Raw genomic sequence first — 22,628 nt, forward strand, 5'->3', positions numbered from 1 at the left:
CAACTCTAGGTGCCCGGCGTGAAGCCGCCGTAGACGACCTTGCCGTCCCGCACGGTCCGCAGGCACCGCGGCAGGGCCGCGTCCGGCTCGAGCCGCGGCAGCGGCGGCACCCCGGCACGCGGGTCGGTCGACCAGCGCTGCACGCGGCTGTCCGGCGTGGCCACGACGAGGTCGGTCGCGTCCCAGATCGCGTAGTGCGCCGGCGCGCCCGGGACCAGGCTCCCCGTGACGCCGTCGTTGACACCCGCGGCCCGGTGCCCCGCCCGGGTGTGGGCGGTGAACGCCGCACGCGGCGACAGGCCCGCCCCCACCGTCCGGTGGTAGGCCGCGGCGCGGACGCTCGCCCACGGGTCGAGCGGTGTCACCGGCGCGTCGGAGCCGAAGGCGAGCAGTACGCCTTCGGCGGCCAGTGCCGAGAACGGGTTGAGCCCGGCCGCGCGGTCCGCGCCGAGACGTTCGGCGTACATGCCTTCGCGGCCGCCCCAGAGGGCGTCGAACAGCGGCTGCACCGAGGCGGTCACGCCCCAGCCGGCCAGGAGCTTCGCCTGCCCGGCGGTGACCATTTCCAGGTGCTCCAGCCGGTGGTGGCGGGCGGCGAGGGCACGCTGCCCGACCTCCTTCTCCGCGAGGCGGAAGCCCTCGATCACCTCGGCGACCGCGGCGTCGCCGATGACGTGGAAGCCGGCCTGCAGCCCGGCTTCGGTGCACGCGGCGAGGTGCCCGGCGATGCGGTGCGCGTCGAGGTAGCGCGTCCCCTCGCTGGGGTGGTCTTCATAGGGGGTGGTCAGCGCGGCGGTGTGAGAGCCGAGAGCGCCGTCGACGAACAGGTCGCCCGCCAAGCCGCGGGCACCGAGTTCGCGGGCGGTTTCGACGGCGCCGAGCTCGCCCCAGTAGCCGACGACCTCGGGCGTGTCCGGTCCGGCGAGGGCGAGCAGGGCGGCGAGGTCGTCGCGGCCGGAGATGTCGGGGCCGGCGCATTCGTGGACGCTGACGATGCCTTGCTTCGCGGCCTCGGCGAGGAACGCGCGCTGGGCGAGTTCGCGCTGCTCGGGGGTGATCGCCGCGCGGACGGCCCCGCGGACGGCGTGGTGGGCGGCGCGGGTCAGCGGGCCGTCGGGCGACCAGCCCTCGGCGTCGCGGGCCGCCGGGGCCAGTTCGACCAGGGCGGTGGACACCAGCGCGGAGTGGACGTCGACGCGGCTGAGGTAGACGGGCGTAGCGCCGGCGGCGGCGTCGAGCTCGGCGCGGCTGGGCAGCCGCGGGTCGGTCCAGATGCTCTCGTCCCAGCCGTGGGCGAGCAGGACCTGGCCGGGGACGACGGCGTCACGCACGCGGCTCAGCAGCTCGGCGCCGCCGCGGACGCCGGTGAGGTCGAGGCCGGTCAGGTGCAGGCCGGTCGCGGTGGCGTGGACGTGCGCGTCGACGAACGCGGGCGCCACGAACGCGCCCCCGAGGTCCACCACCTCGGCGCCGGGGTGGAGGGCGCGGGCCGGGGCGTCCTGGCCGACCCAGACCACGGTGCCGCCGGTGACCGCCATCGCCGTGGCGTCCGGACCCGCGGGTGTGTAGATGCGCCCACCGAGCAGGAGGGTCGTGTTTTCGTCCGTCACGCCCTCGAGTCTGCCCCGCCGCCCGGCCCTTCCTCCACGTGGGGGAACTCAGCCCAGCAGGCAGGAAGATTTACTCTGTGAGAGCGTTATGACAGGATATTTTAACGCGTTCCCGACGACTAGGAGTACAAGTGACTGCGATCCAGGAACCTGTGACGCCTGCCGCCGCCTTCGACCAGCCCTACGAGTACGCCCGCGCCGAGCTGGTGGAACCCGACTGGCGCCGCTTCCCCGGCTGGCACGACGTGACCGACGCCGAGTGGCGTGACGCGCAGTGGCAGCGGGTGCACTGCGTCCGCAACGTCAAGCAGCTGCGCGCCCTCATGGGCGACCTGCTCGAGGAACGCTTCTACGACGACCTGCTCGCCGACCAGCGCGAGATGGCGACGATGTCGATGTTGCTCCCGCCGCAGATGCTCAACACGATGGCGCCGACGGCCGGCACCGACCCGGCCAAGGTGACCGAGGCGTTCTACGCCGACCCGATCCGCCGCTACATGCTCCCGGTGAAGAGTGACCGCGACGCCACGTGGCCGAGCCACCCGCACTCGGAGCGCGACTCGCTGCACGAGGCGGAGATGTGGGTCGTGGAGGGCCTGACCCACCGCTACCCGACCAAGGTGCTGGCCGAGATGATCTCGACCTGCCCCCAGTACTGCGGGCACTGCACCCGGATGGACCTCGTCGGCAACTCGACCGAGCAGATCGAGAAGCACAAGCTGACGCTCAAGCCGGTCGACCGCCAGGACGCGATGATCGCCTACCTGAAGAAGACCCCGGGCGTCCGCGACGTGGTCGTCTCGGGCGGCGACGTCGCCAACGTGCCGTGGCCGCAGCTGGAGTCGTTCCTGATGCGCCTGATGGACATCGACACGGTCCGCGACATCCGCCTGGCGACCAAGGCACTGGCGGCGCTGCCGCAGCACTGGCTCCAGCCGAAGGTCGTCGAAGGCCTCGAGCGCGTCGCCGTGACGGCCCAGCGCCGGGGCGTCAACCTGGCGATCCACACCCACGTCAACCACGCTCAGTCGGTGACGCCCCTGGTGGCCGAAGCGGCCCAGACGGCACTGAACGTCGGCGTCCGCGACGTCCGCAACCAGGGCGTGCTGATGCGCGGGGTCAACGCGACCCCGGCGGCGCTGCTGGACCTTTGCTTTGCCCTGCAAGGGGAAGCGAACATCCTGCCGTACTACTTCTACATGTGCGACATGATCCCGAACGCGGAGCACTGGCGGGTTTCGGTGCACGAGGCGCAGGAGCTGCAGCACGCGATCATGGGGTACCTGCCGGGGTACGCGACGCCGCGCATCGTCTGCGACGTCCCCTACGTCGGGAAGCGGTGGGTGCACCAGCTGGCCGACTACGACCGCGAGCTGGGGATCTCGTACTGGACCAAGAACTACCGCACCGGCATCGAGCACGCCGACCCCGAAGCCTTGCAGCGGCGCTACCCGTACTACGACCCGATCTCCACCCTGCCCGAGGCCGGTCAAACCTGGTGGAACACCCAGCCTCGATCTTGATCATGTAGCCACCTGATCCCAACGCGAACAAGGCGCGCCGGCGCGCCTTGTTCCGCGACGGCCACGGGGCGACGTCGCGCCGGATTGCTTGTCGGGTGGTGTCGGATGCCCTGCGGCTCGTTCGTAGCAGGTATGAAGCTCGGTACCAGGCCGGGCCGCAGGGGAAGAGGCTTCACCATGACGGGCAACTCGACACGCGAGATCAGGCCGTTGCGATTCGGAGTCCTTGCGCCGATCACCACTGACATGCCGGCTTGGCGTGATCAGGTGCGTGGTCTGGCCGACAGTGGCTACTCGACGATCTTGATGCCCGATGTGCCGCAGTGGCAGCCGGCACCGGGCCCGGCGCTCGCCGTCGCGGCAACGATCACCGACCTGCGCGTGGGCACCTGGGTGTACGCATCTCCGGTGCGACCCGCGTGGATCACCGCGTGGGAGGCGCACTCGCTGTCCGTGCTCACCGACGGGCGGTTCGAGATGGGCATCGGCACCGGCCGCCCCGGGATCGCCGACCAGCTCCATGAGCTGGGTCTGCCGGTCACTCCGGTGAGCCAACGGTCGAGCCAGGTGCGTGACGTCGTCGCGGCCCTGCGTGACCTCGACGGCCCGGACCTGCACACCCCGGTGGCCATGGTCGCCGGCGGCCCGAAGGCACAAGCGCTCGCCGCTGAACTCGCCGACACGGTGACCTTCGTGATGCCACAGATCGAGACGCGGGCCGAGACGATGGAACGGGTACAACGCTTCGACAACCGTCGCGGTGCGGAACTGGCGTTGCACGTACCTGTGGTCGGCGACTCGGTCGCCGCCTTCATGGCCGGACCCGACACCGACCCCGCCGCCGTCCGAGCCGCGGACTCGCTGGCGTTCCTGCCCAGTGATCCCGCTGCCGCCGCCGAGGAGATCCAACGGCGACGCGAGGAGATCGGTTTCTCCTACTTCGTGTTCGGCGCCGACGTCGCCGGTGCCCTCGCGCCGGTCGTTGCCGAACTGGCCGGACGGTAGCCGGCCAGACGCCGTCCATGCGTGCACCGCATCGATTGATCGGATGCCGGTGTTGGACCGCGGTCGTCGCCCACCACCAGACTCGTCGGTGAACCTTCGCTCAACGAGGAGACGAGGTACGCATGACCGGGATCTCGAGGCGGGGCGCACTCGCACTGGCCGCCGGTGCGGCCACAGCCCAGATCGTGAGCACGAGTTCGCCGGCCGCGGCGAGCCCGCCGGGGAGACGCGGGCAGAACCCGGCCGTGGGCGCCGACCTCATCACCACCGTCACACCGCGCGACAACTGGCGGGTCACCGCGGTCGCCGTCCGGTACGCCGATCCCGTCGACCTGCGAGGCGGCACGATCGCGCCGTCCGCGTTCGAGGTCATCGCCACCGTCGGCGGCCAGAAGGCGCCCCGGACGGTCACCCGGGCTTACACGAACACCGCGCCCGAGGTGGCCGAGCGGAGCCGGCCGGGCAACTACGTGGTCATCGAGCTGGCTCCGGCGGATCCCAACGCGCGCGCAGCGGGCGCCACCGACCCGCTCCCGCTCGACCGGGCGTACGCGATCCGGCAGGTCGAGGACCTGAAAACCGGCGGCGGTGCGGTCGTCCTCCCGGCGACCCCGTTCGCAGTCCGCAACGACGGCGTGCTCAACCCGGTCGTCGACCGCTTCAGCGCGGGCTCGTTCGTCGACTCGACCGGGTTCGAACTGAGATTCCGGCTCTACCGACCGGCAACGGGGAACCGGCGCCTCCCCCTCGTCGTCACCCTGCACGGCGGCGGCGAGGTCGCCGACAACACCATGACCCAGCTGACCGGCAACCGGATCGCGGTCACGTTCGCAAAACCGGAACGGCAACACACGAACCCGGCGTTCGTCCTCGCTCCCCAGGTCCCGCTCCCCCGCCCGATGGACGGCCCGGACGGCACCGACTGGACCGACGCCCGGGTCACCGCGGCGACCGTCGAGCTCATCGACACCTTCGCGGCCCGCGAACCCGTCGACCCCGACCGGATCTACCTCGTCGGCCTGTCCTCCGGCGGCCGCGGGATCTACCACCTGCTGCCGAAGTACCCCGGCAAGTTCGCCGCGGCCCTGGCCACGTCCGGCTGGGGCGAGGTGGCCGCCATGGACAAGATCACGCGCGTCCCGCTGTGGGCGGACCACTCGATCGACGACCCGGTCGTGCCCTACCGGGAGGGCCGGTTCGGCAAACCCGGCACCTGGACGCTGATGAACGCGCTGGAGGCCGCCGGCACCGAGGTGACCCGAGGTGAGTGGGCCAACAACCTTCCCAAGGCCGAGTTCGAGGCCCGCTCGCGCGCACTTCTGCGCGAAGCCCGCGCCACCGGCAGCCACGTGCTGTTCACGAGCTACACAGCGGGGACGACGACGCCCAGCCCGCACTTCGCGTGGGGCCAGACGTACGAGAACGACGTCGTCATCGACTGGCTGTTCGCCCAGTCACGCCAAGCTCCAGCGAGAGCAAGCGTGAGCTGAGGGACTTGCCGTGGGTGTCCAGCGCCAGCGACGTGGTCACGCCGCCGTCGACGACCTGGTGGCAGACGAAGTGCAGCGCGCACAGGCCGGGCAGCTCGTGGCGGACGACCTCACCCGCGACGTACCCGGCGAGGTGGGCACGGACCCGGTCCGCCGTGAGGGTCCGCACCAGCAGCTGGTAGTCGCCGTCGTCGCGGGGGAACACCGACAGGGTCGCCACGTTGCCCTTGTCGCCCGCGCGGCAGTGCGCCAGGTCATGCAGCAGCATCGGGTGCCTCCAGGAACGTCACGGCCGGGCGGACGGCGTCGCGCGGGATGAGAGTCGAGACGATTCCGATCACCTCGTTGATGTGCACGCGCACTCCCCCGCCGCCGGCGGGACCGTTGGTGTACAGGGATTCCACTTCGTCGCCGACGCGTTCGAGGACGTCCCGGTCGTGGCTGATCGCGGCCACCCGCAGCCGGCAGTCGGTCTCGCCGCCGAGTACTTCGGCGCGCAGTGGCACGCCGGCCAGCCGGGTGGTGACGACCTCGGCGGCGAGCGCGGCGCGGCGGGCGGCGTTCGGACCGGCGTAGGAGATCTCCGCCTCCACTTTGGACCCCGCCCGGTAGCCGACGCTCACCTTGAGCGATCCGGGTCGCGGGGTCCCGCGCGCGCCCGCCACGCGCACCGCGTCGGCGCCGGTCTCGGTGACCGACACACCCCGCACGTCCAGCGTCACGTCCGGCGTCAGGTAGCCGGCCGGGTCGGTGATCTCGTAGAGCAACTGTTCCCGCACGGTCGCGCGGGACAGCCGGCCACCGGTGCCGGGCAGCTTCCCGAGCAGGGCGGTGCCGTCCGGCTCGACGTCCGCGAAGGGGAACCCCAACGCGGGCAGGTCCGGCACGTCCTGGAAGCCGGGGTCGGCGAAGTAGCCCCCGGTCAGCTGGCCCGCGCATTCGAGGAGGTGCCCGACGACCGTGCCCGCGGCGATCCTCGGCAGGTCGCCGACGTCCCAGCCGAGGCGGTCGGCGAGCGGCGCGACGAACAGCGAGGGGTCCGCCACCCGGCCCGTGATCACCACGTCGGCGGACAGTGCGGGGAGCAGGGCATCGGCACCCAGGTAAGCGTTGGCCGACACGATCTCGCCGTGCTCGCGCAGCGGCTTCCCGGTCTCCCACGCCGGGGCGTCCAGGTCCAGGCCGGCGAGCACGTCGTCGCCGGTGACGACCGCGACCCGGCCACCGAGCCCGTGCGCGTCCAGGAGGTCGCGGGTGACCTGGCCCGCCGCGAGCGGGTTGGCCGCACCCATGTTCGTCACGATCCGCACGCCGTTGCGCAGGGCCGGCGGCAGCAGCCGGGAGAACCGGGCCGGCAACCGGCGTTCGTAGCCGAGTGACGGGTCGGCCAGCCTGCGTTGCTGCGCGAGCGCGACCGTCCGTTCGCCGAGGCACTCCAGCACGATGTCGGCCAGGTCCCCCCGGCGCAGGAGGTCCTCCGCCGGCTCGACCCGGTCGCCGGAGAACCCCGCCCCGCTGCCGATCCTGGTGGTAGACAAGCGATCTCTCCCCGGCTAGAACGAGATGGCGCCGGTCACGAGCGCGACGACGGTCATGACCAGCGTCGTGCCGAACGCCCATTTGAAGATGAACCGCTGATGGGCGCCCAGGTCGACGCCGCTCATGCCGACCAGGATGAACGTGGACGCGGTCAGCGGGCTGAGCGGGAACCCCGTGGTCATCTGCCCGAGGATGGCCGCCGTCCCGACCTCGGCCGCGCTGCCGCCGAACGTCGCCGAGGTCTCCGCCAGCACCGGCAGCACCCCGAAGTAGTAGGCGTCCGGGGTGAACACCAGCGACAGCGGCATGCCCGTGACGGCCACGATCACCGGCAGCGCGCCGCCCGCGCCGTGCGGGATGATGCCGGCGAGCCACTTCGCCATCGCCCCGATCATGCCGGTGCCGCCGAGGATCCCGGTGAACACACCGGCGGCGAAGATCATCGTCGTGACCAGCACGACGTTGGTGCCGTGCTTGGTGAACAGCTCCTGCTGCTGCTCCCACTTCGGCCGGTTCACGATCACCGCGATGACGAACGCGATCACGAACACGACCTCGAGCGGGAACCACTGGGCGAGCAGCACCACGACCAGCGCGAGGGTCAGGACCACGTTGAACCAGAACCGGACGCGGGCCCAGCCGGCCCGCGGCTCCGGCGCGGGCACGACCTCGTCCAGTTCGATACTGTGCCGATCGTTACCAATCCGACCGGCAGTCACGGCGGAAACAGTTCCTGCAAGCGGATCAGCTGCGGTCCGTGTCCGCCTACTTTCGGCCGGATTAGTAACACCGAGCCGCTTGCGTTCCGACCGTCCGATGAGGAACGCGGCGACCAGCACCCACAGGATGCCCGCGACCATCGCCGGGATAGCCGGCACGAAGATGTCGCCCGAGGTCAGGTGCAGCGCCGCCATGGCCCGGGCGGTCGGGCCGCCCCACGGAACCATGTTCATCACGCCGGCGCCGAGACAGACCACGCCGGCGAGGACGAGCGGCCGCATGCCGAGCCGTTTGTAGATCGGCAGCAGCGCCGACACGGTGATCAGGAACGTCGACGCGCCGTCGCCGTCGAGCGCGACCAGCAGGGTCAGCATCGCGGTGCCGACGGTGATCTTCAGCGGGTCGCCCTTCGCCCACCGCAGCACCCGCGCGACGGCCGGGTCGAACAGCCCGACGTCGATCATCAGGCTGAAGTACAGCACCGCGAACGTGATCATGATCGCGACCGGGGCGACCTTGAGGAGACCGCCGCCGACCAGCGTGCCGAGGGCGCCGCCGTGCCCGGTGACCACCGCGACGAGGATCGGCAGCGCGGTCAGCGCGATGAGCACCGAGACCCGGCGGGACAGCACCGCCACCAGGAACAGTGCGATGGTGACAAAGCCACTCGCGGCGAGCATCCTTGACCTCCTTCGAGTGTGCTCACCTTCCCCAGCGGCCACCTATCGCGGCAAGCATCAATCTTCGATAGATTGATGAGCCGTGCGCATGGATCTGACAGTGCAACAGCTCCGCGTCGTGCTCGCCGTGCACGACGCCGGCAGCTTCACCGCAGCGGCGGAGGTGCTGCTGCAGGCACAGTCGTCACTGTCCAGGACCGTGCTCGAAGTGGAGCGACGCCTGGGGGTGGCGATCTTCGAACGCACGACCAGACGGCTCGAGCTGACCGCCGAAGGCCGCGAGTTCGTCGCGATCGCCCGCGTCACGGTCGCGTCGTTCGACGCGAACCTGCGCCACTTCGCCGGCTTCCTCGACGGCCAGCGCGGCCGGGTCCGCGTGGCGACCCTGCCTTCCCTGGCCGCGATCCTGCTGCCCACCATCGTGTCCACCTACCACCGCGACCACCCCGGCGTCGTCCTGTCCATCGAGGACGCCCTCGCCGCCGAGGTGCTCGGTCGCGTCCGCGCCGGTGACGTCGACCTGGCCGTGACCGTCGTGTCCGCGACCACCGACCCCATCGACGACCTGCTGGTCACCCCCGTCGCCACCGACCGGTTCTGCTGCGTGTTCCCGAAAGGCCACCGCTTCACCGAGGTCGCGGAGGTCACCTGGACCGACCTCACGGCCGAGGCGTTCATCGCCTTCGACCGCACCACGAGCATCCGCCAGCACCTCGACCGGGCCTTCACCGAGGCAGGCACCCGCCCGCGCGACGCCATCGAGGCCCGCAACATCAGCGCGGTCGCCGGCCTCGTCGCCGCCGGCCTCGGCGTGACCGCCGTACCGGGACTCGTCCTGCCACTCATGACGTTCGCCGAACTCGACCACCGTCCGCTCGGCGCCCCGCGCACCGAACGCAGCATCGCCGTCGTCCGCGTCCCGCACCGGCCGCTGGCGCCCGCGGTCGTCGCCTTCCAAGCCGCCATCACCGACGCGAGCCGCTCCGGCATCAACCTGCCCGAGGAGGTGTCCTGGTTGCCGTCGTGAACGACAGCACCTCCTCAAGCGAGGTCGGTCGCGGTCAGGACCCGGTTCCACACCACGACGTCGTCGACACCGCCAGGCCATGGATCGCTGTGCCGGCCACCCGAGACCGCACGGCCGATGGCCAGGGAGCCCGGTGCGGCATCTCCGGCGGGCTGGTTCCAGGTCTTGGCCTGCGCCACGCCGTCGACGTAGAGGACGTAGCTGCCGGCATCGGCGTCGTGCACGCCGGCCAGGTGGTACCAGCGCCCGGTTTGCGGGGCCACGTCCGACAGCGCTCTTCCCGCGCTGGTCGAGAAAGCCAGGCGGTTGTCGGCCGCGGAGTACTGGAGGTAGAAGCCGCTGCTCGGGTCGCCGTCCTGGCTGACCGCCGTCGCCCACGCGTCCGTGCGGTCCAGCCGGACCCACGCGCTGACCGAGAAGTTGCCGGTGGTGTCCAGGACGGGCCCGCTCGTCTGCGCGTACTGACCCGTGCCGTCGAGCTGCAGCGCGGTGCCGGTCACGCCAGGAACCCAGGCGGGTGAACCGGTCAGGGTGGCGTCGTGGGCCCCGGCTGTGTCGTGGGCGATCGTGCCGCTGCCCTCGTCGAGACGCCAGGCGCCGACCGGATCGTGCCGGCCCGCGAGATGGGCGACCTGAAGGTTCTGCCGCTGGTGCGTGGTTTCCGTTCCGCCGCCGGGGCCGCGGTAGGACGCGGTCGCGGTCAGCGTCGCGGCACTGCCCGGCTCGGCGCCCGCCGGTGCCGTCAGGGTGTAGTTCCACGTCCAGGACCGGCCGGGCGGGATCGCCGCGGCGGGCCGTCCGGCGGCCGGGGTGGCCGACCAGCCGTCCGGCACGGCCAGGCTCACCCGCGGCGAGACGAGCGGGCTCTGCGTCGTGTTGCGCACCGTGACGTCGAGCGGGATGCCCCGCTTGACCGTGACGACGCCGTTGGCGTTGGCGGGCCCGACGCCGATCCGGGCGTCCGGGCTCGACGGCGTCCAGGACTGCAGTTCGGTGACGCCGACGAACGCGCCCGGCGGGTTGGTGAACACGAGCCGGACCTTGCTGGTGGTGACGACGGGAAAGGTGATGCGGTTGACGCCGTTGCCCACCGGCCTCGCCTGTTCGCGGACCTGGCCGGGAATCTCCTGCCAGGCCGAACCGGTCCAGTACTGCAGGCTGTAGGCGGCCGCCGGCTTGACCCCGCCGCCGTCGTCGTAGCCGTGCCAGCGGATGTCGCCGACCGGCGTCGGGGCGCCGAAGTCGACACCGTAGAAGTCGTTCGCGTTCGGCGAGGCGTAGTTGGTCCACCGGGTGTTCTGGGGCACCTCGTTGTACCAGACCTTGCCGTCGAGGGCGTTCCACGCGTTGTCGTAGGGCGACGTGTACGACGTGATCGGCCTGGGATAACCGGTGCGCAGCGGGTTGGCGGCGTCGTCGACGAGGTCGTCGGCCCTGGGGAGGCGCGGGCGGCCGACGTCGATCGTGGTGTTCCGCAATGCCGCCGACTGCCGGACGAGCCGTCCGTCGACGTAGAGCCGCATCCCGGCGCCCTGTCCGTAGTGCCGGCCGTCGCGGTCCCACAGCACGGTCACGTCGTGCCCGTGGTAGGGCACGTTCTCGGCGGCGAAGTGGTCCCATGTGGACGGTGCCAGCGGCCGGACGTCGAGCGTGTCCCCGGTCTGCGGGCGCAGCCCGATCAGGCCGGACAGGACGAGGTCGGTGTAGGTCGAGTGGTTGTAGTCCTCGCTGCGGTCGCGGCCGTCGTAGATCCACGCGTCGCGATCCGGGTCGTGGGCCTCGGCGACGTAGGGCTTGCCGTCCTTGGTCTGGGTCCGGGCGTAGGTGGCCAGCGCCGCGGCGTAGTCCTCTCGGGAGATCGTGGCCTGCGCGGGGTAGTCGTCGAGCAGGCCGGCGAGGCCGGTGAGGGTCTGCGAGGTGGCGAAGGGCCAGCTGGGGCCGTCCCAGCGGCAGCAGCCGCCGGCGTCCTTCATGAAGAACGGGCTGCGACGCTCGGCCGTGGTCGGGCCGTAGGCGCTCGCGAAACCGCCGGGGTCGCGCAGCTGGGACCAGGCCACGTCGTTCCCGGTGCCGGCGGCGCCGAACATCCACGGGACGAACCCGATTTGTTCGCGGCTGCCGGACAGCCGGTGGTCCGGGTTGCCGTCGCGGGCCATCGCGTAGTAGAAGCCGCGGTGCGGGTCCCACAGCCACTTCTGCAGCGCGGCCTTGAGTCCGGCGGCGCGCTGGGCGTATTCGGCGGCGAGCCGGTGGTCGCCGGCCGAGTCCGCGATACGGCTGATCGCGACGGCGTCGCCGTACTGGTAGGAGTTGAGCGTCGGGCGGTACCCGGCGCCTCCGTGGTACGGGTTGGGCGACTCGTAGGAGGAGGCGGAGTACTCCATGGCGTCCCAGACCGGCACCGACCAGTACAGGCCCAGCTCGGCGTTGAACTGCTTGTCCCAGCCACGATACTGGCGCACGAGGGCGGGAAGCAGTTCGCGCAGGGCCGCGAAGTCGCCGGTCACCTGGGCCAGACCGTAGGCCGAAGTGGCCAGCCACGCGCTGTACTCGTGCGCCCAGTCGGTGGTGTCGGCGTTGACGTCGTCGATGGCCGGTTTGGTCCCGGCGCCGGGACCGGTGAGCCAGAACCGCAGGTAGTCCTGGGCATAGCCGGGGTCTCGCAGCCAGCGCCCTTCGGTCAGCTGGTGGCCCGCGGCCGCGTTGATCGCCTGGTAGGGCGCGGCGTAGCCGCAGCAGTCGAGGAACTCCGTCGAGATCCAGCCGTCGGTGGGATCGGTGTAGCGCAGGTGTTCCTTCCAGACGCGCCACCGGTAGTAGTAGACGTTCTGCATCGTGGCGTCCGGCAGGTCGACGAACGGGATGTTCGCTTCGTACCAGGCAGGATCGGCGTAACCGGCGAGCGCGGCGGCGTGGTCGAGGAAGTGCGTCCCCGGCGCCGGGGAAGGCGAGACGTCCTCGGCCGCACTCGCGACGCCCGCGAAGGCGATCTGGGTGGCGAGGCCGATCGCGGCCAGCCAGGCCATCGCGCCACGTCCGCGTCGTCTCTTGGACAGCCGCCTGTGCATCGAGCCTCCCGCACGGTTTACAACGTTGTAAAACCACAGACCGCACCACTATCGCTCAGCAGAACCCAAAAGGGAACACCTTCGCTTGCGCCGATCAGCGGTTTTCCGATCCGGGTTCGCTCGATACACCCGAAGGATGAGCGGTATGACGCAGCTCGAACCCGTCACCTACCCGTTCGGCTCCGCGGCGGGGCTGGACATCGACCCGGCCTACGCGAAGGCACGCGACACACCCGGGATGATCCGGATCAAGCTGCCCTACGGTGAGCCCGCGTGGCTGGCCGTCCGCTACGACGACGTCCGGCTCGTGGTGGGTGACCGGCGGTTCAGCCGCGCCATGGCCGTCGAGGCCGACGTGCCGAGGATGGGGCCGGTCAAGCTGGACGCCGGGATCATCGTGAAGGATCCCCCCGACCACACCCGGCTACGCAAGCTGGTGGCCAAGGCGTTCACCGTGCGCCGGGTGGCACACCTGCGGCCGCGGATCCGTGAACTGGCCGAAGAACTCGTTGACGCGATGACGGCCCGGGGTGCGCCGGTCGACCTGGTGGAGCACTTCGCGTTGTCGCTGCCGGTTGCGGTGATCTGTGAACTGATCGGCGTGCCGGTGGCCGACCGGCCGAAGTTCCGGGCGTGGAGCGACGCGTTCCTGTCCACCAACCGGACCACCGCGGAACAGTTCGCGGCCAACCGGGAAGAGTTCCGGGAGTACATGAGCGGACTCATCGCTGCCCGGCGCGCGGCCCCCGCCGACGACCTGATGACCGCGTTGATCGAGGCCCGCGACGAACACGACCGGCTCTCCGAGCTCGAACTGACCGACATGTGCCTCGGGCTGCTGGTCGCCGGGCACGAAACCACCGCGTCGCACATCCCCAACTTCGTCGTCGTGCTGCTGGCCCACCCCGAGCGGCTGGCCGAACTGCGTGCCGACCTCGACCTGATGCCCGCCGCCGTCGAAGAGCTGATGCGGTTCACGCCGCTGAGCTACGGGCCCGGCTTCCCGCGCTACGCCACGGAGGACATCGAAGTGGGCGGGGTGCTCGTGCGGGCGGGAGAACCTGTCGTGGTCAACTTCGCGGCGGCCGACCGGGATCCCCGGCAGTTCCCCGATCCCGACGAACTGCGCTTCGACCGGGAAGACAACCAGCACCTCGGCTTCGGACACGGCGTGCATCACTGCCTCGGCGCGCCACTGGCCAGGGCCGAGCTGCAGGAAGGACTGCGGGCACTGCTGGCCAAGCTGCCCGGCCTCCACATCGCCGGGGACATCGTGTGGAAGATCGAGATGCCGGTGCGCGGCGCACAGCGGATGCCGATCGGGTTCTGACCCGTCAGGTGCCGGGAGGTCAGGAACCGAGCAGTCGTCCGATCGGCTCGCCGAGTGCGCCGAAGGAGCTGGCCAGCGCGGCCAGTGAGGTCATCAGTCCGCTCCCGCTCGTGGCCAGGACACCGGCCGACTTGAGCAGGGAGACGAGGCGGCCGAGGCGGCCGGCCGCAGACTGCTTGTCAGAGTGCGGCGTACCGAGTTCGGTGTCGATGGCTTCGAGTTCGGCATTCACCCGGGTCATGAGCGGAGGTGACAACCGTAGCGCGCCGATGTCCTGCCGGACTCGGTCGAGCAGGGCTCGGGAGTCGGCGTACCCCGCCTGCCCGCCGTGGATGACCTGGTCTCCCGCGACGTTGTTGATATTCGCGGCGTGCTGGCTGCCGATGTTGAACGTCATGGGTGAACTCCCTTCAGGGGGAACGGGGCGGACGGGAGGTCGGGAGGGCCGGGTATGCGGCTTCCACCCGTCGCCGGCGGGCTGTCGCGACCACGTGGAGCACGATGCCGATGACGACCAGGACGCCGCCGACGGCCGCGGCGGCCCACCCGAGCAGCCCGACCGGGACTCCGCCGAGCGTCGGGGTGCTCAGGTCCGGCTGGACGAAGCCGCCGGGGTCGCCGGCGCTCGGAATCTTGCCCCAGATTTCGCTCATGAAGCCCAGCACCATCGAGGCGAAAGCGGCACCGCCCAGCAGGATGAGCAGGAAGCCGAACCAGATCAGCCGAGTGGCCTTTGTTTTGGTCGCGGCGATTTCCCTGAGGAAGCTGTCGCGTTGCTGGATCTGGTGGACGATCTGATCGCCGCCGATGTTGTACAGTGATTCTGCGCTTTGCCGGTCGACGACAAAATTGCCCGGGTGGGGCCGATCAGCTCTGTCACGGACTGCGTCGTGCAGGCCGGTGACATCCCACTGCTCGTTTCCGGCCGTCTCTTCGAACCGCATCTCAGCTCGACCCACCCTGATCACGTCGCCGTGTTGCAGGAGCGCCGGCGACGACACCGTCCGCTCGTTGATCGTCGTCCCGTTCTTCGAGCCGAGGTCTTCCAGTATCGCGCGCCCGTCCCTGTGCAGCACGACGGCGTGACACTGGCTGATGAAGGAGTCCTGAACCTGAACATCGGAGTTGGCGCTGCGCCCGATGACCGTGCGGGCGGCGGTCAGGGGGAAGGCCGTCCCGCGAAGGGCGGCGGGTTTGGTGATCACCAGTCGACCGGCCATCAGTGTCTCCGAGGGCGCCAACGAAATGTTTCCCCCACGATACGCCTCCGGCAGGGGGGCGGCGACAGGTAATGCCGCCGTTTCGATATCTCCCGTAGCCTTGAACGCAGTTTCTCCGCGGTTTGTCAGTCACATGCTCGGGACGCTCGCGAAAATCGATCTCGGCGGCCGTCGATTGCCGGACTGATATCTGCCGGATCGAGCACCGTCCACTTCTGCCCGACCGGCATTCTCAATGCGGTCCGGAAACCGAGAACAGCGACCAACCGGTCAGCTCGTGGAGGGTGTGCGGGCCAGTCGTTCGCGCAGGCGAGCCACGAGCTCTGCCTCGTCGGCCGCGACCAGCCGGTAGTCCCGCACGACAACACGTCCCCCGACGACCACGTGTTTCGGCCGCCGCCCGGGCGACGCCCACAGCAGTCCCGCGATCGGATCGTGCACGCCCGCGTCGGCGACGCCGGAGACGTCCCACACGCACAGGTCACCGGCCGACCCGGCACCCAGGTGCCCGAGCTCGGGTCGGCCCAGCCCCGCGGCGGAACCCGTCGTGGCCATCCCGAGCACGGTGCGCGCGGGCAGCTGCGGCCCCACGAGGGCCGAGACCTGAAGGGCGAGCCGGGCATCGGCGAGCAGATGCCCGGCGTCGTTGCTTCCCCCGCCACTCGTACCCAGGCCGACGACGACGCCCGCTTCGATCAGCGCGGCGACCGGCGCGACGCCCCACCCCATGGGTACGTCGCACCCCGGCGCGTGCGTCGCGGTCACGCCCGCCTGCGCGAGCAGGCGGATCTCGCCGGGCGTGACGTCACACAGGTGGGCCACGGTGACGTCCGGTTCCAGCCACCCCCATTCGTCGAGGAGCTGGAGTGGCCTGCGCCCGTAGCGCTCGACGGCGATCGCGGTGTCGACCTGCTCGTTGGCCTGAGTCCGGCGGCGCAAGCCGTGGCGGGCCGCGACCGCGCCGAGAGCCGCGAACGTCTCCCGCGCGTCGGAATGGACCCCGGCGGGGCCGACCGCGACCTGGAGCATGCCGTCCGGCGAGACCCCGCCGGTGGCCCCGGGAACGAGCGCGGTCGCGATGGCCTCGGCGGACTCGCCCGCCCACTCCGGATCGTCCCGCGCCGAGCCGCGCACGAAGGCGAGCCGGGCGCCGAGGGACCGGACGGCCCCGGTCGTCGCCCTGGCAAGGGCGACCGTGTCCGCGATCGAAGCGCCGTGCGGCCAGTTCAGATGGTGGTCCGCGATGGTCGTGACACCGCACAGGAGGCTTTCGGCGGCGCCCACCGAGGCGGCGACGGCATAGGCCTCCGGATCGTGGCCGACTCGCCCGTAGGCGGCGGCCATCGCGGGCAGCCACTCGACCATCGGCACGCCCCGCGTTCCGGGCAGGGTGCGGAACGCGCTCTGCAGGAGGTGGTGGTGGGCGTTCACGAGCCCCGGCGTCACCACGCATCCGGAGGCGTCGAGCGCCGTCCTGAGCGGGGAACCGTCGTCGAGGATGAGATCACCACTGTCCTCAGTGGATGAATCGACGAGGATGCGATCGGCGCCCTGGATCGTCAGCATGGGTCCCTTTCACAGATCCAGGACGAGCCGGCCGCCGCACGAGCGCGAGACGCAGATCATCATGGTGCGGTTCGCGGCCTGCTCGTCTTCGCTCAGGATCGAATCCCGGTGCTCGGCGGCGCCGTCGAGGATCGGGGTCTCGCACGTCCCGCAGGTGCCCTCACGACACGAGGAGAGCACGAGAACCCCGGCGTCCTCGGCAACATCCAAAATGGACCGATCGGGCGGCACCGAGAACGTCTGCCCGGACAACGCCAGCTCCACCTCGAATTCGACGTCGGTCGTCGCCGGGACCACCTTCGGCGCGAAGCGCTCGACCTGCAGGGAACCCCACGGCCACGCCCGCATCGCCGCTTCGACGTCGTCCATGAGCCCCGCGGGCCCGCAGCAGTAGACGACGGTTCCCGCCGCGGGAACGTCCAGGAGCCGGCCGGAGTCGAGCCGGGAGCCCTCGGCGCTCACCCTCAGCTCGATCTTCCCGGGATGGCTCCGCACCAGCTCGTCGGCGAACGCCATCGACGCCCGCGTGCGCCCCGCGTACACCAGCCGCCACGGCGTGCCGCTCGCCTCGGCCGACTCGATCATGGGCAGGATCGGGGTGATGCCGATGCCACCGGCGACGAAGAGCGCGGGGACCTCCGGCCGGAACTCGAAATGGCTGACCGGCCCACGGGCCCGCAGCGACGTCCCGGTCTCGAGGACATTGTGGACATACGCCGAGCCCCCGCGGCCCGCCTCGGCACGCCGCACGGCGATCCGCCAGGCACCGGCGTCCAACGCCCCGCAGAGCGAGTACTGACGCTCGTCACCCGTCGGGAGCACGAGGTCGATGTGCGCTCCGGGCCGCCACGCGGGCAGGCGGCCGCCGTGGGCGGCCGCGAGGTCCAGGACGACGACGCCGTCCGCGGCCTGGGTCTTCGAGACGACGACAACGTCGTATTCGGCGTGGCGCGCCGGGCCCGTCATGCGTTCTCCAGCTTCTGTTTCACCACGACGAGGTGGAACCGCGATCCGTCGGGCGAGCACCAGCGATGTGCCGTGCCACCCGGGTAGTAGACGGAGTCGCCCACGTCGAGCCGGACCGTCCCGTCCTTCTCGAGGTCCAGCAGGAGCGCCCCGCCGACGACGTGGACGAACTCGTCCTCGGAGTGGCGGAAGTAGTCCCCGAACTCGGGGCTGGTCCCGGTCCACTCGATCGGATCGAACGCCCGCCTGCCGCGCGTGAGCAGCCTGACCTCGCCGTTGGGGAACTGGTTGCGGGCGCCCTCGCCGGCGCGCAGCACGTCGGCTCGCCCGCTCTCGGCGTCCGGCAAGCCCGGGGCGCCGGCGGCGATGAGCTCGACCTGGGTCGAGCCGAGGGCCTTCGCGATGCGGTCGAGCGAAACCATGCTCGGCCGGGTGTGTCCTCGCTCCAGCTGGCTGAGGAACGGGTGCGAAAGTCCGGTGCGCCCCGCCAGCTGGACGAGCGTGAGGCCACGGGACCGGCGCAGCTCGCGGATGCGCGCGCCGACTCGCTCGGACTGCTCGTCGACGACGCGTGACGGCGCGGGGTCGGCTTCCTTCACGGTGACCGCCACCACCCCACCGAGCCGCAAGGGCAACACAACGAACACGGGGTTTTACACATCGGAAACCTCGGCTCCGTACCGTCTGCGATGTTGATGCGGTCAACATTTACACCATCCCCGCGCTTCCGCAACACCCTGATACCGGAGAAACGCATGGCTGACTCGCTGCCCCGCCCGCTCGCCGCGGTGCGCAACGCGAAGCTGCTCGACGGGCGCGTCGTGGACGTCTCGTTCACCTCGGGCACGGTCAGTGCGATCACCGCCGCGGGCGCGGCCGGCCTCCCCGAGCCGACGCTCGATCTGGATGGCTGGCTGCTGCTTCCCGCCCCGGCCGAGCCCCACGCGCATCTCGACAAGGCCCGGAGTTTCGACGCCGTCGGCCCGAAGCTCGGTGACCTCGGCTCCGCGATCGACGCGTGGCGGGCGCACGCGACGGCGATGAGCGTCGAGTCGATCGTCGAGCGCGCCCGGGCGCAGGCCCTCGCGATGCTCGCCGCGGGCACCACCGCGATCCGGTCTCACGTCGACGTCCTCGAAGACGGCGGGGCGGGCACCGAAGACGTGACGCGCGCAGCCCGTGCCCTCGTACAGGTCCGGGCGGAACTCGCGGGCCTCATGGACATCGAACTCGTGGCGCTCGCCGGGCCGCACTGCCCCGACCACCACGTGGAAGCGGTCCTCGACGTCGGCGTCGACCTGGTCGGCGGCGCTCCGCACCTCGCTCCCGATCCCGCGGCGGACCTCGCGCGGCTGCTCGCGCTCGCGGAGCGGCGCGGGATCGGCGCCGACCTCCACGCCGACGAGAACCTTTACGGGCCCGTCACCCTCGACGCCTATGCCCGCGCGGTGCGCGACTGGCCGGCCGACCGCCCGCGCACGGCGGGCCACTGCGTGCGGCTCGGCACGCTCGAAGCCGCACGCCGGGACGCGATCATCGCGGACGTCAAGGCCGCGGACATCGGCATCGTCACCCTGCCCATCACGAACCTCTATCTCCAGGGATGGGAGCACCCCGTCTCGACGCCGCGCGGTCTTGCGCCCTTGCGCGAGCTTCTCGACGCGGGCGTCCGCCTCGGTGCCGGGGCGGACAACGTGCGCGATCCGTTCAACCCGGTGGGCCGCGGCGACGCACTCGAAACCGCGTCGCTTCTCGTCACGGCAGGCCATCTCTCGCCGGAGGACGCCTACGGGCTCGTGAGCACCGGAGCGCGATCCGTCATGGGACTGCCGCCCGCGGGGACGGTGGTCGGCAGCCAAGCCGACTTCCTCGCCATCCGGGCCGTGAACCTCGTCGACGCGATCGCCACCGCGCCCGCCGACCGCATCGTCGTCCACCGCGGCCGCGTCGTCGCGATCACCGAGGCACGCCGCGAGCTTGCGGCGCTGACTGTGGCTCCCCTGCCCGTCCCCGCTTCCTGAAGGGAATTGCATGTCCACCACGATCGCGGCCGAGCCCGCTGTCCGCTCGACCCTGCTGGACTTCCGCGACGTCGACCTCGTCTTCCCCGACGGCACGGCGGCGCTCGACGGCGTCGATCTCACGGTGGACCGCGGCGAATTCGTCTCGATCGTGGGTCCGAGCGGCTGCGGCAAGTCGACGCTGCTGCGTATCGCGTCGGGCCTCGAATCGGCTTCGGGCGGAGCGGCCGACGTGAGCACGAGCCGCATCGGCTACGTCTTCCAGGACGCGACGCTCCTTCCGTGGCGGTCGGTCCAGGGCAACGTCGAACTCCTCGCCGAGCTCAACCGGGCGGCCAAAGTGGACCGGACCGCGAAGGCGGCCGCCGCGATCGGCCTCGTCGGCCTCAACGGCTTCGAGAAACATCTCCCGAAACAGCTCTCGGGCGGCATGAAGATGCGCGTCTCCCTCGCGCGCTCACTCACGCTCGACCCCGAACTGTTCCTGTTCGACGAGCCGTTCGGGGCCCTCGACGAGATCACGCGCGAACGCCTCAACGACGAACTCCTGCGGCTGTTCACCGAGCAGCGCTTCGCGGGCCTGTTCGTCACGCACTCGGTCTCCGAGGCCGTCTACCTCTCGACCAAGGTCGTCGTCATGTCCGGCAGGCCGGGCTCCATCGTCGCGCGGTTCGACGTGCCGTTCCCGATGCCGCGGGATCCCGACATCCGCTTTACCCCGGAGTTCGCCGAGCTCGTCGGCGACGTCTCGCACGCGCTCAGGAAGGGGCACAGCTGATGCCCACGCTCCAGGAAACCGCGGCACGCCGGACCACCGCCGCCCTGAAGCCCCGGCGCGTCCGGAAAACGGCGTCGTGGTGGCAGCCCGTCGTGGCCTTCGGCGTCTTCGTCGGGCTGTGGTACGCGGCGGCGGCGTATTACGACCAGGTGGTCGAGTCGCCCTACCTCGTGCCGTATCCGCACCTCGTGCTGACGGCGATCATCAACGACACGCGCCCCGACGGCGCTCCGACCGGGTTCAACGCGGAGCTGTGGGCCGCACTCGGCCGCACGACGGTCGTCTCGCTCGTCGGTCTCGCCGCCGCCATCGTCCTCGGGGTCCTGTGGGCCACCGTCATGGCCCAGGCAAAGGGCCTCGAGAAGGCGCTGTATCCGTACGCTGTCGTGCTTCAGTGCGTGCCGATCCTCGCGCTGGTGCCGCTCATCGGGGCGCTGTTCGGCTACGCCTTCCTCTCCCGCGTGATCGTCACCGTCATGATCGCGCTGTTCCCCATGGTCTCGAACACCCTCTTCGGCCTGCATTCCACAGATCGTGCGCAACGCGAGCTGTTCGCACTCCAAGGCGCCGGCCGGCTGACCCGGCTCCTCAAGCTGCAGATCCCGGCCGCGCTCCCCTCGATCTTCGTCGGCCTCCGCACCTCCGCGGGCCTGTCCGTGATCGGCGCGATCGTGGGTGACCAGTTCTTCCAGCGCGGCGACCCCGGCCTCGGTGTCCTCATCCAGGTCACGGCGTCCCGCCTGATGGGCCCCGAGCTGTACGCGACGATCATCGTCGCCTCGCTCTACGGCATCGCCGTCTTCCTCGCCTTCGGGCTCATCGGCCGGCTCGCGGTCGGCCGCTGGTTCGACTTCACCTGATTTTCCCACCCGAAACGGAGTTCCATGCGCACTCGACCCCGCACTGCCGCCGCCATCCTGTCCGTTGCCACGCTCGCCGTCGCCCTCACCGCCTGCGGCGGGAGCGGATCGGCCGACGCCGGCGCAGCGCCCGCGGCGCCCGTCCCGACCGGACCCGCCGTCGACCTCGCCGGCGTGTGCCCGTCGACGGTCGTCGTGCAGACCGACTGGAATCCCGAGGCCGACCACGGGCACCTCTACCAGCTGCTCGGACCCAACCCCGCGATCGACGCCAGCCAGAAGTCCGTGACGAGCGACCTCTACGCCAACGGGCAGCCGACCGGCGTCAAGCTCCAGATCCGCGCCGGCGGGCCGGCGATCGGCTTCTCGAAGGTCTCGGCCCAGATGAACCAGGACAAGTCGATCACCCTCGGCTACGTCTCCACCGACGAGGCCGTCCAGTTCTCCGGGGACATGCCGACCACGGCCGTGTTCGCCCAGAACGACAAGTCGCCGATGATGATCATGTGGGACCCGAAGACCTACCCGGACGTCACCACGATCAAGGACCTCGGCACCAAGCTCCAGGCGAGCGGCGGCGTCGTCCGGTACTTCAACGGCGCCGCCTACATGGCCTATCTCACCGATGCGGGCTACCTGCCCGCCGGCATCCTCGACGGGAGCTACGACGGCGCCCCGGCGAAGTTCGTGACCGCCAAGGGCAAGGACGCGCAGCAAGGCTTCGCGACCGCTGAACCGTACGTCTACCAGAACGAAATCGCCGCCTGGGGCAAACCGCTCAAGTTCCAGCTCGTCGCGGACACCGGCTGGTCCCCGTACCCCCAGACGATGTCCGTCCGCACCACCGAACTGGCCTCGCTCTCGCCGTGCCTCAAGAAGCTCGTGCCCGTCATGCAGCAGGCGGACGTCGACTTCCTGAAGAACCCGGCGGCCACGAACGACCTCATCGTCAAGCTCGTGCAGGCCTACAACAACGGCTGGACGTACGACGCCGCGGTGGGCAAGGCCGCCGTCGCCCAGATGAAGGACCTCAAGATCGCGACCGACGCCGGCACCGGGCACGTCGGCGCAATGGACGACAAGCGCGTCTCCGAGCTCATCAAGATCGCGGCGCCGGTCTTTTCCAAGTCGGGCGGACACGTCAAGAGCGGCCTCGTCGCCGGCGACCTCGTCACGAACCAGTTCCTCGACCCCAAGATCGCCCTCGGCTGGTGAACAGGAGCGT

19 protein-coding genes are annotated in these 22,628 nt (G+C 70.7%); 9 read left to right on the top strand and 10 right to left on the bottom strand.

Annotation, left to right across the window (positions count from 1 at the left end):
* Positions 1-5: 5 nt before the first annotated feature.
* Positions 6-1,610, bottom strand: coding sequence for an amidohydrolase (locus A3CE_RS0100775; protein ID WP_020638153.1), 1,605 nt, complete (start codon positions 1,608-1,610; stop codon positions 6-8).
* 131 nt (positions 1,611-1,741) lie between these two features.
* On the opposite strand from A3CE_RS0100775, the gene A3CE_RS0100780 reads away from it, so the two are divergent.
* The 3 genes from A3CE_RS0100780 (at position 1,742) to A3CE_RS0100790 (ending at position 5,628) form a co-directional block, all read left to right on the top strand.
* Positions 1,742-3,133 (top strand): KamA family radical SAM protein, encoded by a 1,392-nt coding sequence (locus A3CE_RS0100780; RefSeq protein ID WP_026468030.1) that lies wholly within the window; start codon positions 1,742-1,744, stop codon positions 3,131-3,133.
* A 246-nt stretch (positions 3,134-3,379) separates the two neighbouring features.
* Positions 3,380-4,138, top strand: a complete 759-nt coding sequence (locus tag A3CE_RS0100785; protein ID WP_051183732.1) for an LLM class flavin-dependent oxidoreductase — start codon at positions 3,380-3,382, stop codon at positions 4,136-4,138.
* Between the two features lie 122 nt (positions 4,139-4,260).
* Positions 4,261-5,628, top strand: coding sequence for a PHB depolymerase family esterase (locus tag A3CE_RS0100790; RefSeq protein WP_020638156.1), 1,368 nt, complete (start codon positions 4,261-4,263; stop codon positions 5,626-5,628).
* Here A3CE_RS0100790 and A3CE_RS0100795 read toward each other — a convergent pair.
* The 3 genes from A3CE_RS0100795 to A3CE_RS0100805 are packed head-to-tail and all read right to left on the bottom strand — an operon-like array spanning position 5,570 to position 8,567.
* Positions 5,570-5,896 carry an AtuA-related protein gene (locus A3CE_RS0100795; protein ID WP_020638157.1) on the bottom strand — a complete coding sequence of 109 codons (327 nt, stop codon included), beginning with the start codon at positions 5,894-5,896 and terminating at the stop codon, positions 5,570-5,572. The two genes, A3CE_RS0100790 and A3CE_RS0100795, sit on opposite strands and share 59 nt — an antisense overlap.
* Entirely contained in the window at positions 5,883-7,166 is a 1,284-nt protein-coding gene (locus tag A3CE_RS0100800) for an acyclic terpene utilization AtuA family protein (protein ID WP_020638158.1), read from the bottom strand. The genes A3CE_RS0100795 and A3CE_RS0100800 overlap by 14 nt, the downstream gene beginning before the upstream one ends.
* Before the next feature lie 15 nt (positions 7,167-7,181).
* Entirely contained in the window at positions 7,182-8,567 is a 1,386-nt protein-coding gene (locus tag A3CE_RS0100805; RefSeq protein WP_020638159.1) for a CitMHS family transporter, read from the bottom strand.
* A gap of 88 nt (positions 8,568-8,655) precedes the next feature.
* Here A3CE_RS0100805 and A3CE_RS0100810 point away from each other — a divergent pair, with 88 nt between their 5' ends.
* Positions 8,656-9,594, top strand: a complete 939-nt coding sequence (locus tag A3CE_RS0100810; RefSeq protein ID WP_020638160.1) for a LysR family transcriptional regulator — start codon at positions 8,656-8,658, stop codon at positions 9,592-9,594.
* 14 nt (positions 9,595-9,608) lie between these two features.
* Here A3CE_RS0100810 and A3CE_RS0100815 read toward each other — a convergent pair whose 3' ends face one another.
* Positions 9,609-12,662: an MGH1-like glycoside hydrolase domain-containing protein gene (locus A3CE_RS0100815; RefSeq protein WP_125591575.1), complete on the bottom strand. Its 3,054-nt coding sequence runs from the start codon at positions 12,660-12,662 to the stop codon at positions 9,609-9,611.
* A 145-nt stretch (positions 12,663-12,807) separates the two neighbouring features.
* On the opposite strand from A3CE_RS0100815, the gene A3CE_RS0100820 reads away from it, so the two are divergent.
* Entirely contained in the window at positions 12,808-13,992 is a 1,185-nt protein-coding gene (locus tag A3CE_RS0100820; RefSeq protein ID WP_020638162.1) for a cytochrome P450, read from the top strand.
* A gap of 19 nt (positions 13,993-14,011) precedes the next feature.
* Here the strand turns inward: A3CE_RS0100820 and A3CE_RS0100825 are convergent, their stop codons facing one another.
* The 5 genes from A3CE_RS0100825 to A3CE_RS0100845 all read right to left on the bottom strand — a co-directional run bounded on the left by A3CE_RS0100825 (position 14,012) and on the right by A3CE_RS0100845 (position 18,391).
* Complete coding sequence (locus tag A3CE_RS0100825) at positions 14,012-14,389, bottom strand: hypothetical protein (RefSeq protein WP_020638163.1); 378 nt, start codon at positions 14,387-14,389, stop codon at positions 14,012-14,014.
* Between the two features lie 13 nt (positions 14,390-14,402).
* The gene (locus tag A3CE_RS53175; RefSeq protein WP_020638164.1) at positions 14,403-15,212 is read right to left on the bottom strand and encodes an FHA domain-containing protein; all 810 of its coding nucleotides are present in this window, start codon (positions 15,210-15,212) and stop codon (positions 14,403-14,405) included.
* A 270-nt stretch (positions 15,213-15,482) separates the two neighbouring features.
* Positions 15,483-16,778 carry an amidohydrolase family protein gene (locus A3CE_RS0100835; RefSeq protein ID WP_020638165.1) on the bottom strand — a complete coding sequence of 432 codons (1,296 nt, stop codon included), beginning with the start codon at positions 16,776-16,778 and terminating at the stop codon, positions 15,483-15,485.
* Between the two features lie 9 nt (positions 16,779-16,787).
* Positions 16,788-17,744 (bottom strand): PDR/VanB family oxidoreductase, encoded by a 957-nt coding sequence (locus A3CE_RS0100840; RefSeq protein WP_020638166.1) that lies wholly within the window; start codon positions 17,742-17,744, stop codon positions 16,788-16,790.
* Entirely contained in the window at positions 17,741-18,391 is a 651-nt protein-coding gene (locus A3CE_RS0100845) for a helix-turn-helix domain-containing protein (protein ID WP_020638167.1), read from the bottom strand. The genes A3CE_RS0100840 and A3CE_RS0100845 overlap by 4 nt, the downstream gene beginning before the upstream one ends.
* A 108-nt stretch (positions 18,392-18,499) precedes the next feature.
* On the opposite strand from A3CE_RS0100845, the gene A3CE_RS0100850 reads away from it, so the two are divergent.
* Genes A3CE_RS0100850 through A3CE_RS0100865 form a run of 4 tightly spaced genes read left to right on the top strand, consistent with a single transcriptional unit; the run spans position 18,500 to position 22,618 of the window.
* A complete protein-coding gene (locus A3CE_RS0100850) occupies positions 18,500-19,765 on the top strand; it encodes an amidohydrolase family protein (RefSeq protein WP_020638168.1) in 1,266 nt (421 codons plus the stop codon).
* Between the two features lie 10 nt (positions 19,766-19,775).
* Positions 19,776-20,543 (top strand): ABC transporter ATP-binding protein, encoded by a 768-nt coding sequence (locus A3CE_RS0100855; protein WP_020638169.1) that lies wholly within the window; start codon positions 19,776-19,778, stop codon positions 20,541-20,543.
* Positions 20,543-21,403, top strand: coding sequence for an ABC transporter permease (locus A3CE_RS0100860; protein WP_020638170.1), 861 nt, complete (start codon positions 20,543-20,545; stop codon positions 21,401-21,403). The genes A3CE_RS0100855 and A3CE_RS0100860 overlap by 1 nt, the downstream gene beginning before the upstream one ends.
* Positions 21,404-21,427: 24 nt before the next feature.
* Positions 21,428-22,618, top strand: a complete 1,191-nt coding sequence (locus A3CE_RS0100865; RefSeq protein ID WP_020638171.1) for a hypothetical protein — start codon at positions 21,428-21,430, stop codon at positions 22,616-22,618.
* Positions 22,619-22,628 lie beyond the last annotated feature (10 nt).

This window comes from Amycolatopsis balhimycina FH 1894 (genome assembly GCF_000384295.1).
Classification (GTDB): Bacteria; Actinomycetota; Actinomycetes; order Mycobacteriales; family Pseudonocardiaceae; genus Amycolatopsis; species Amycolatopsis balhimycina.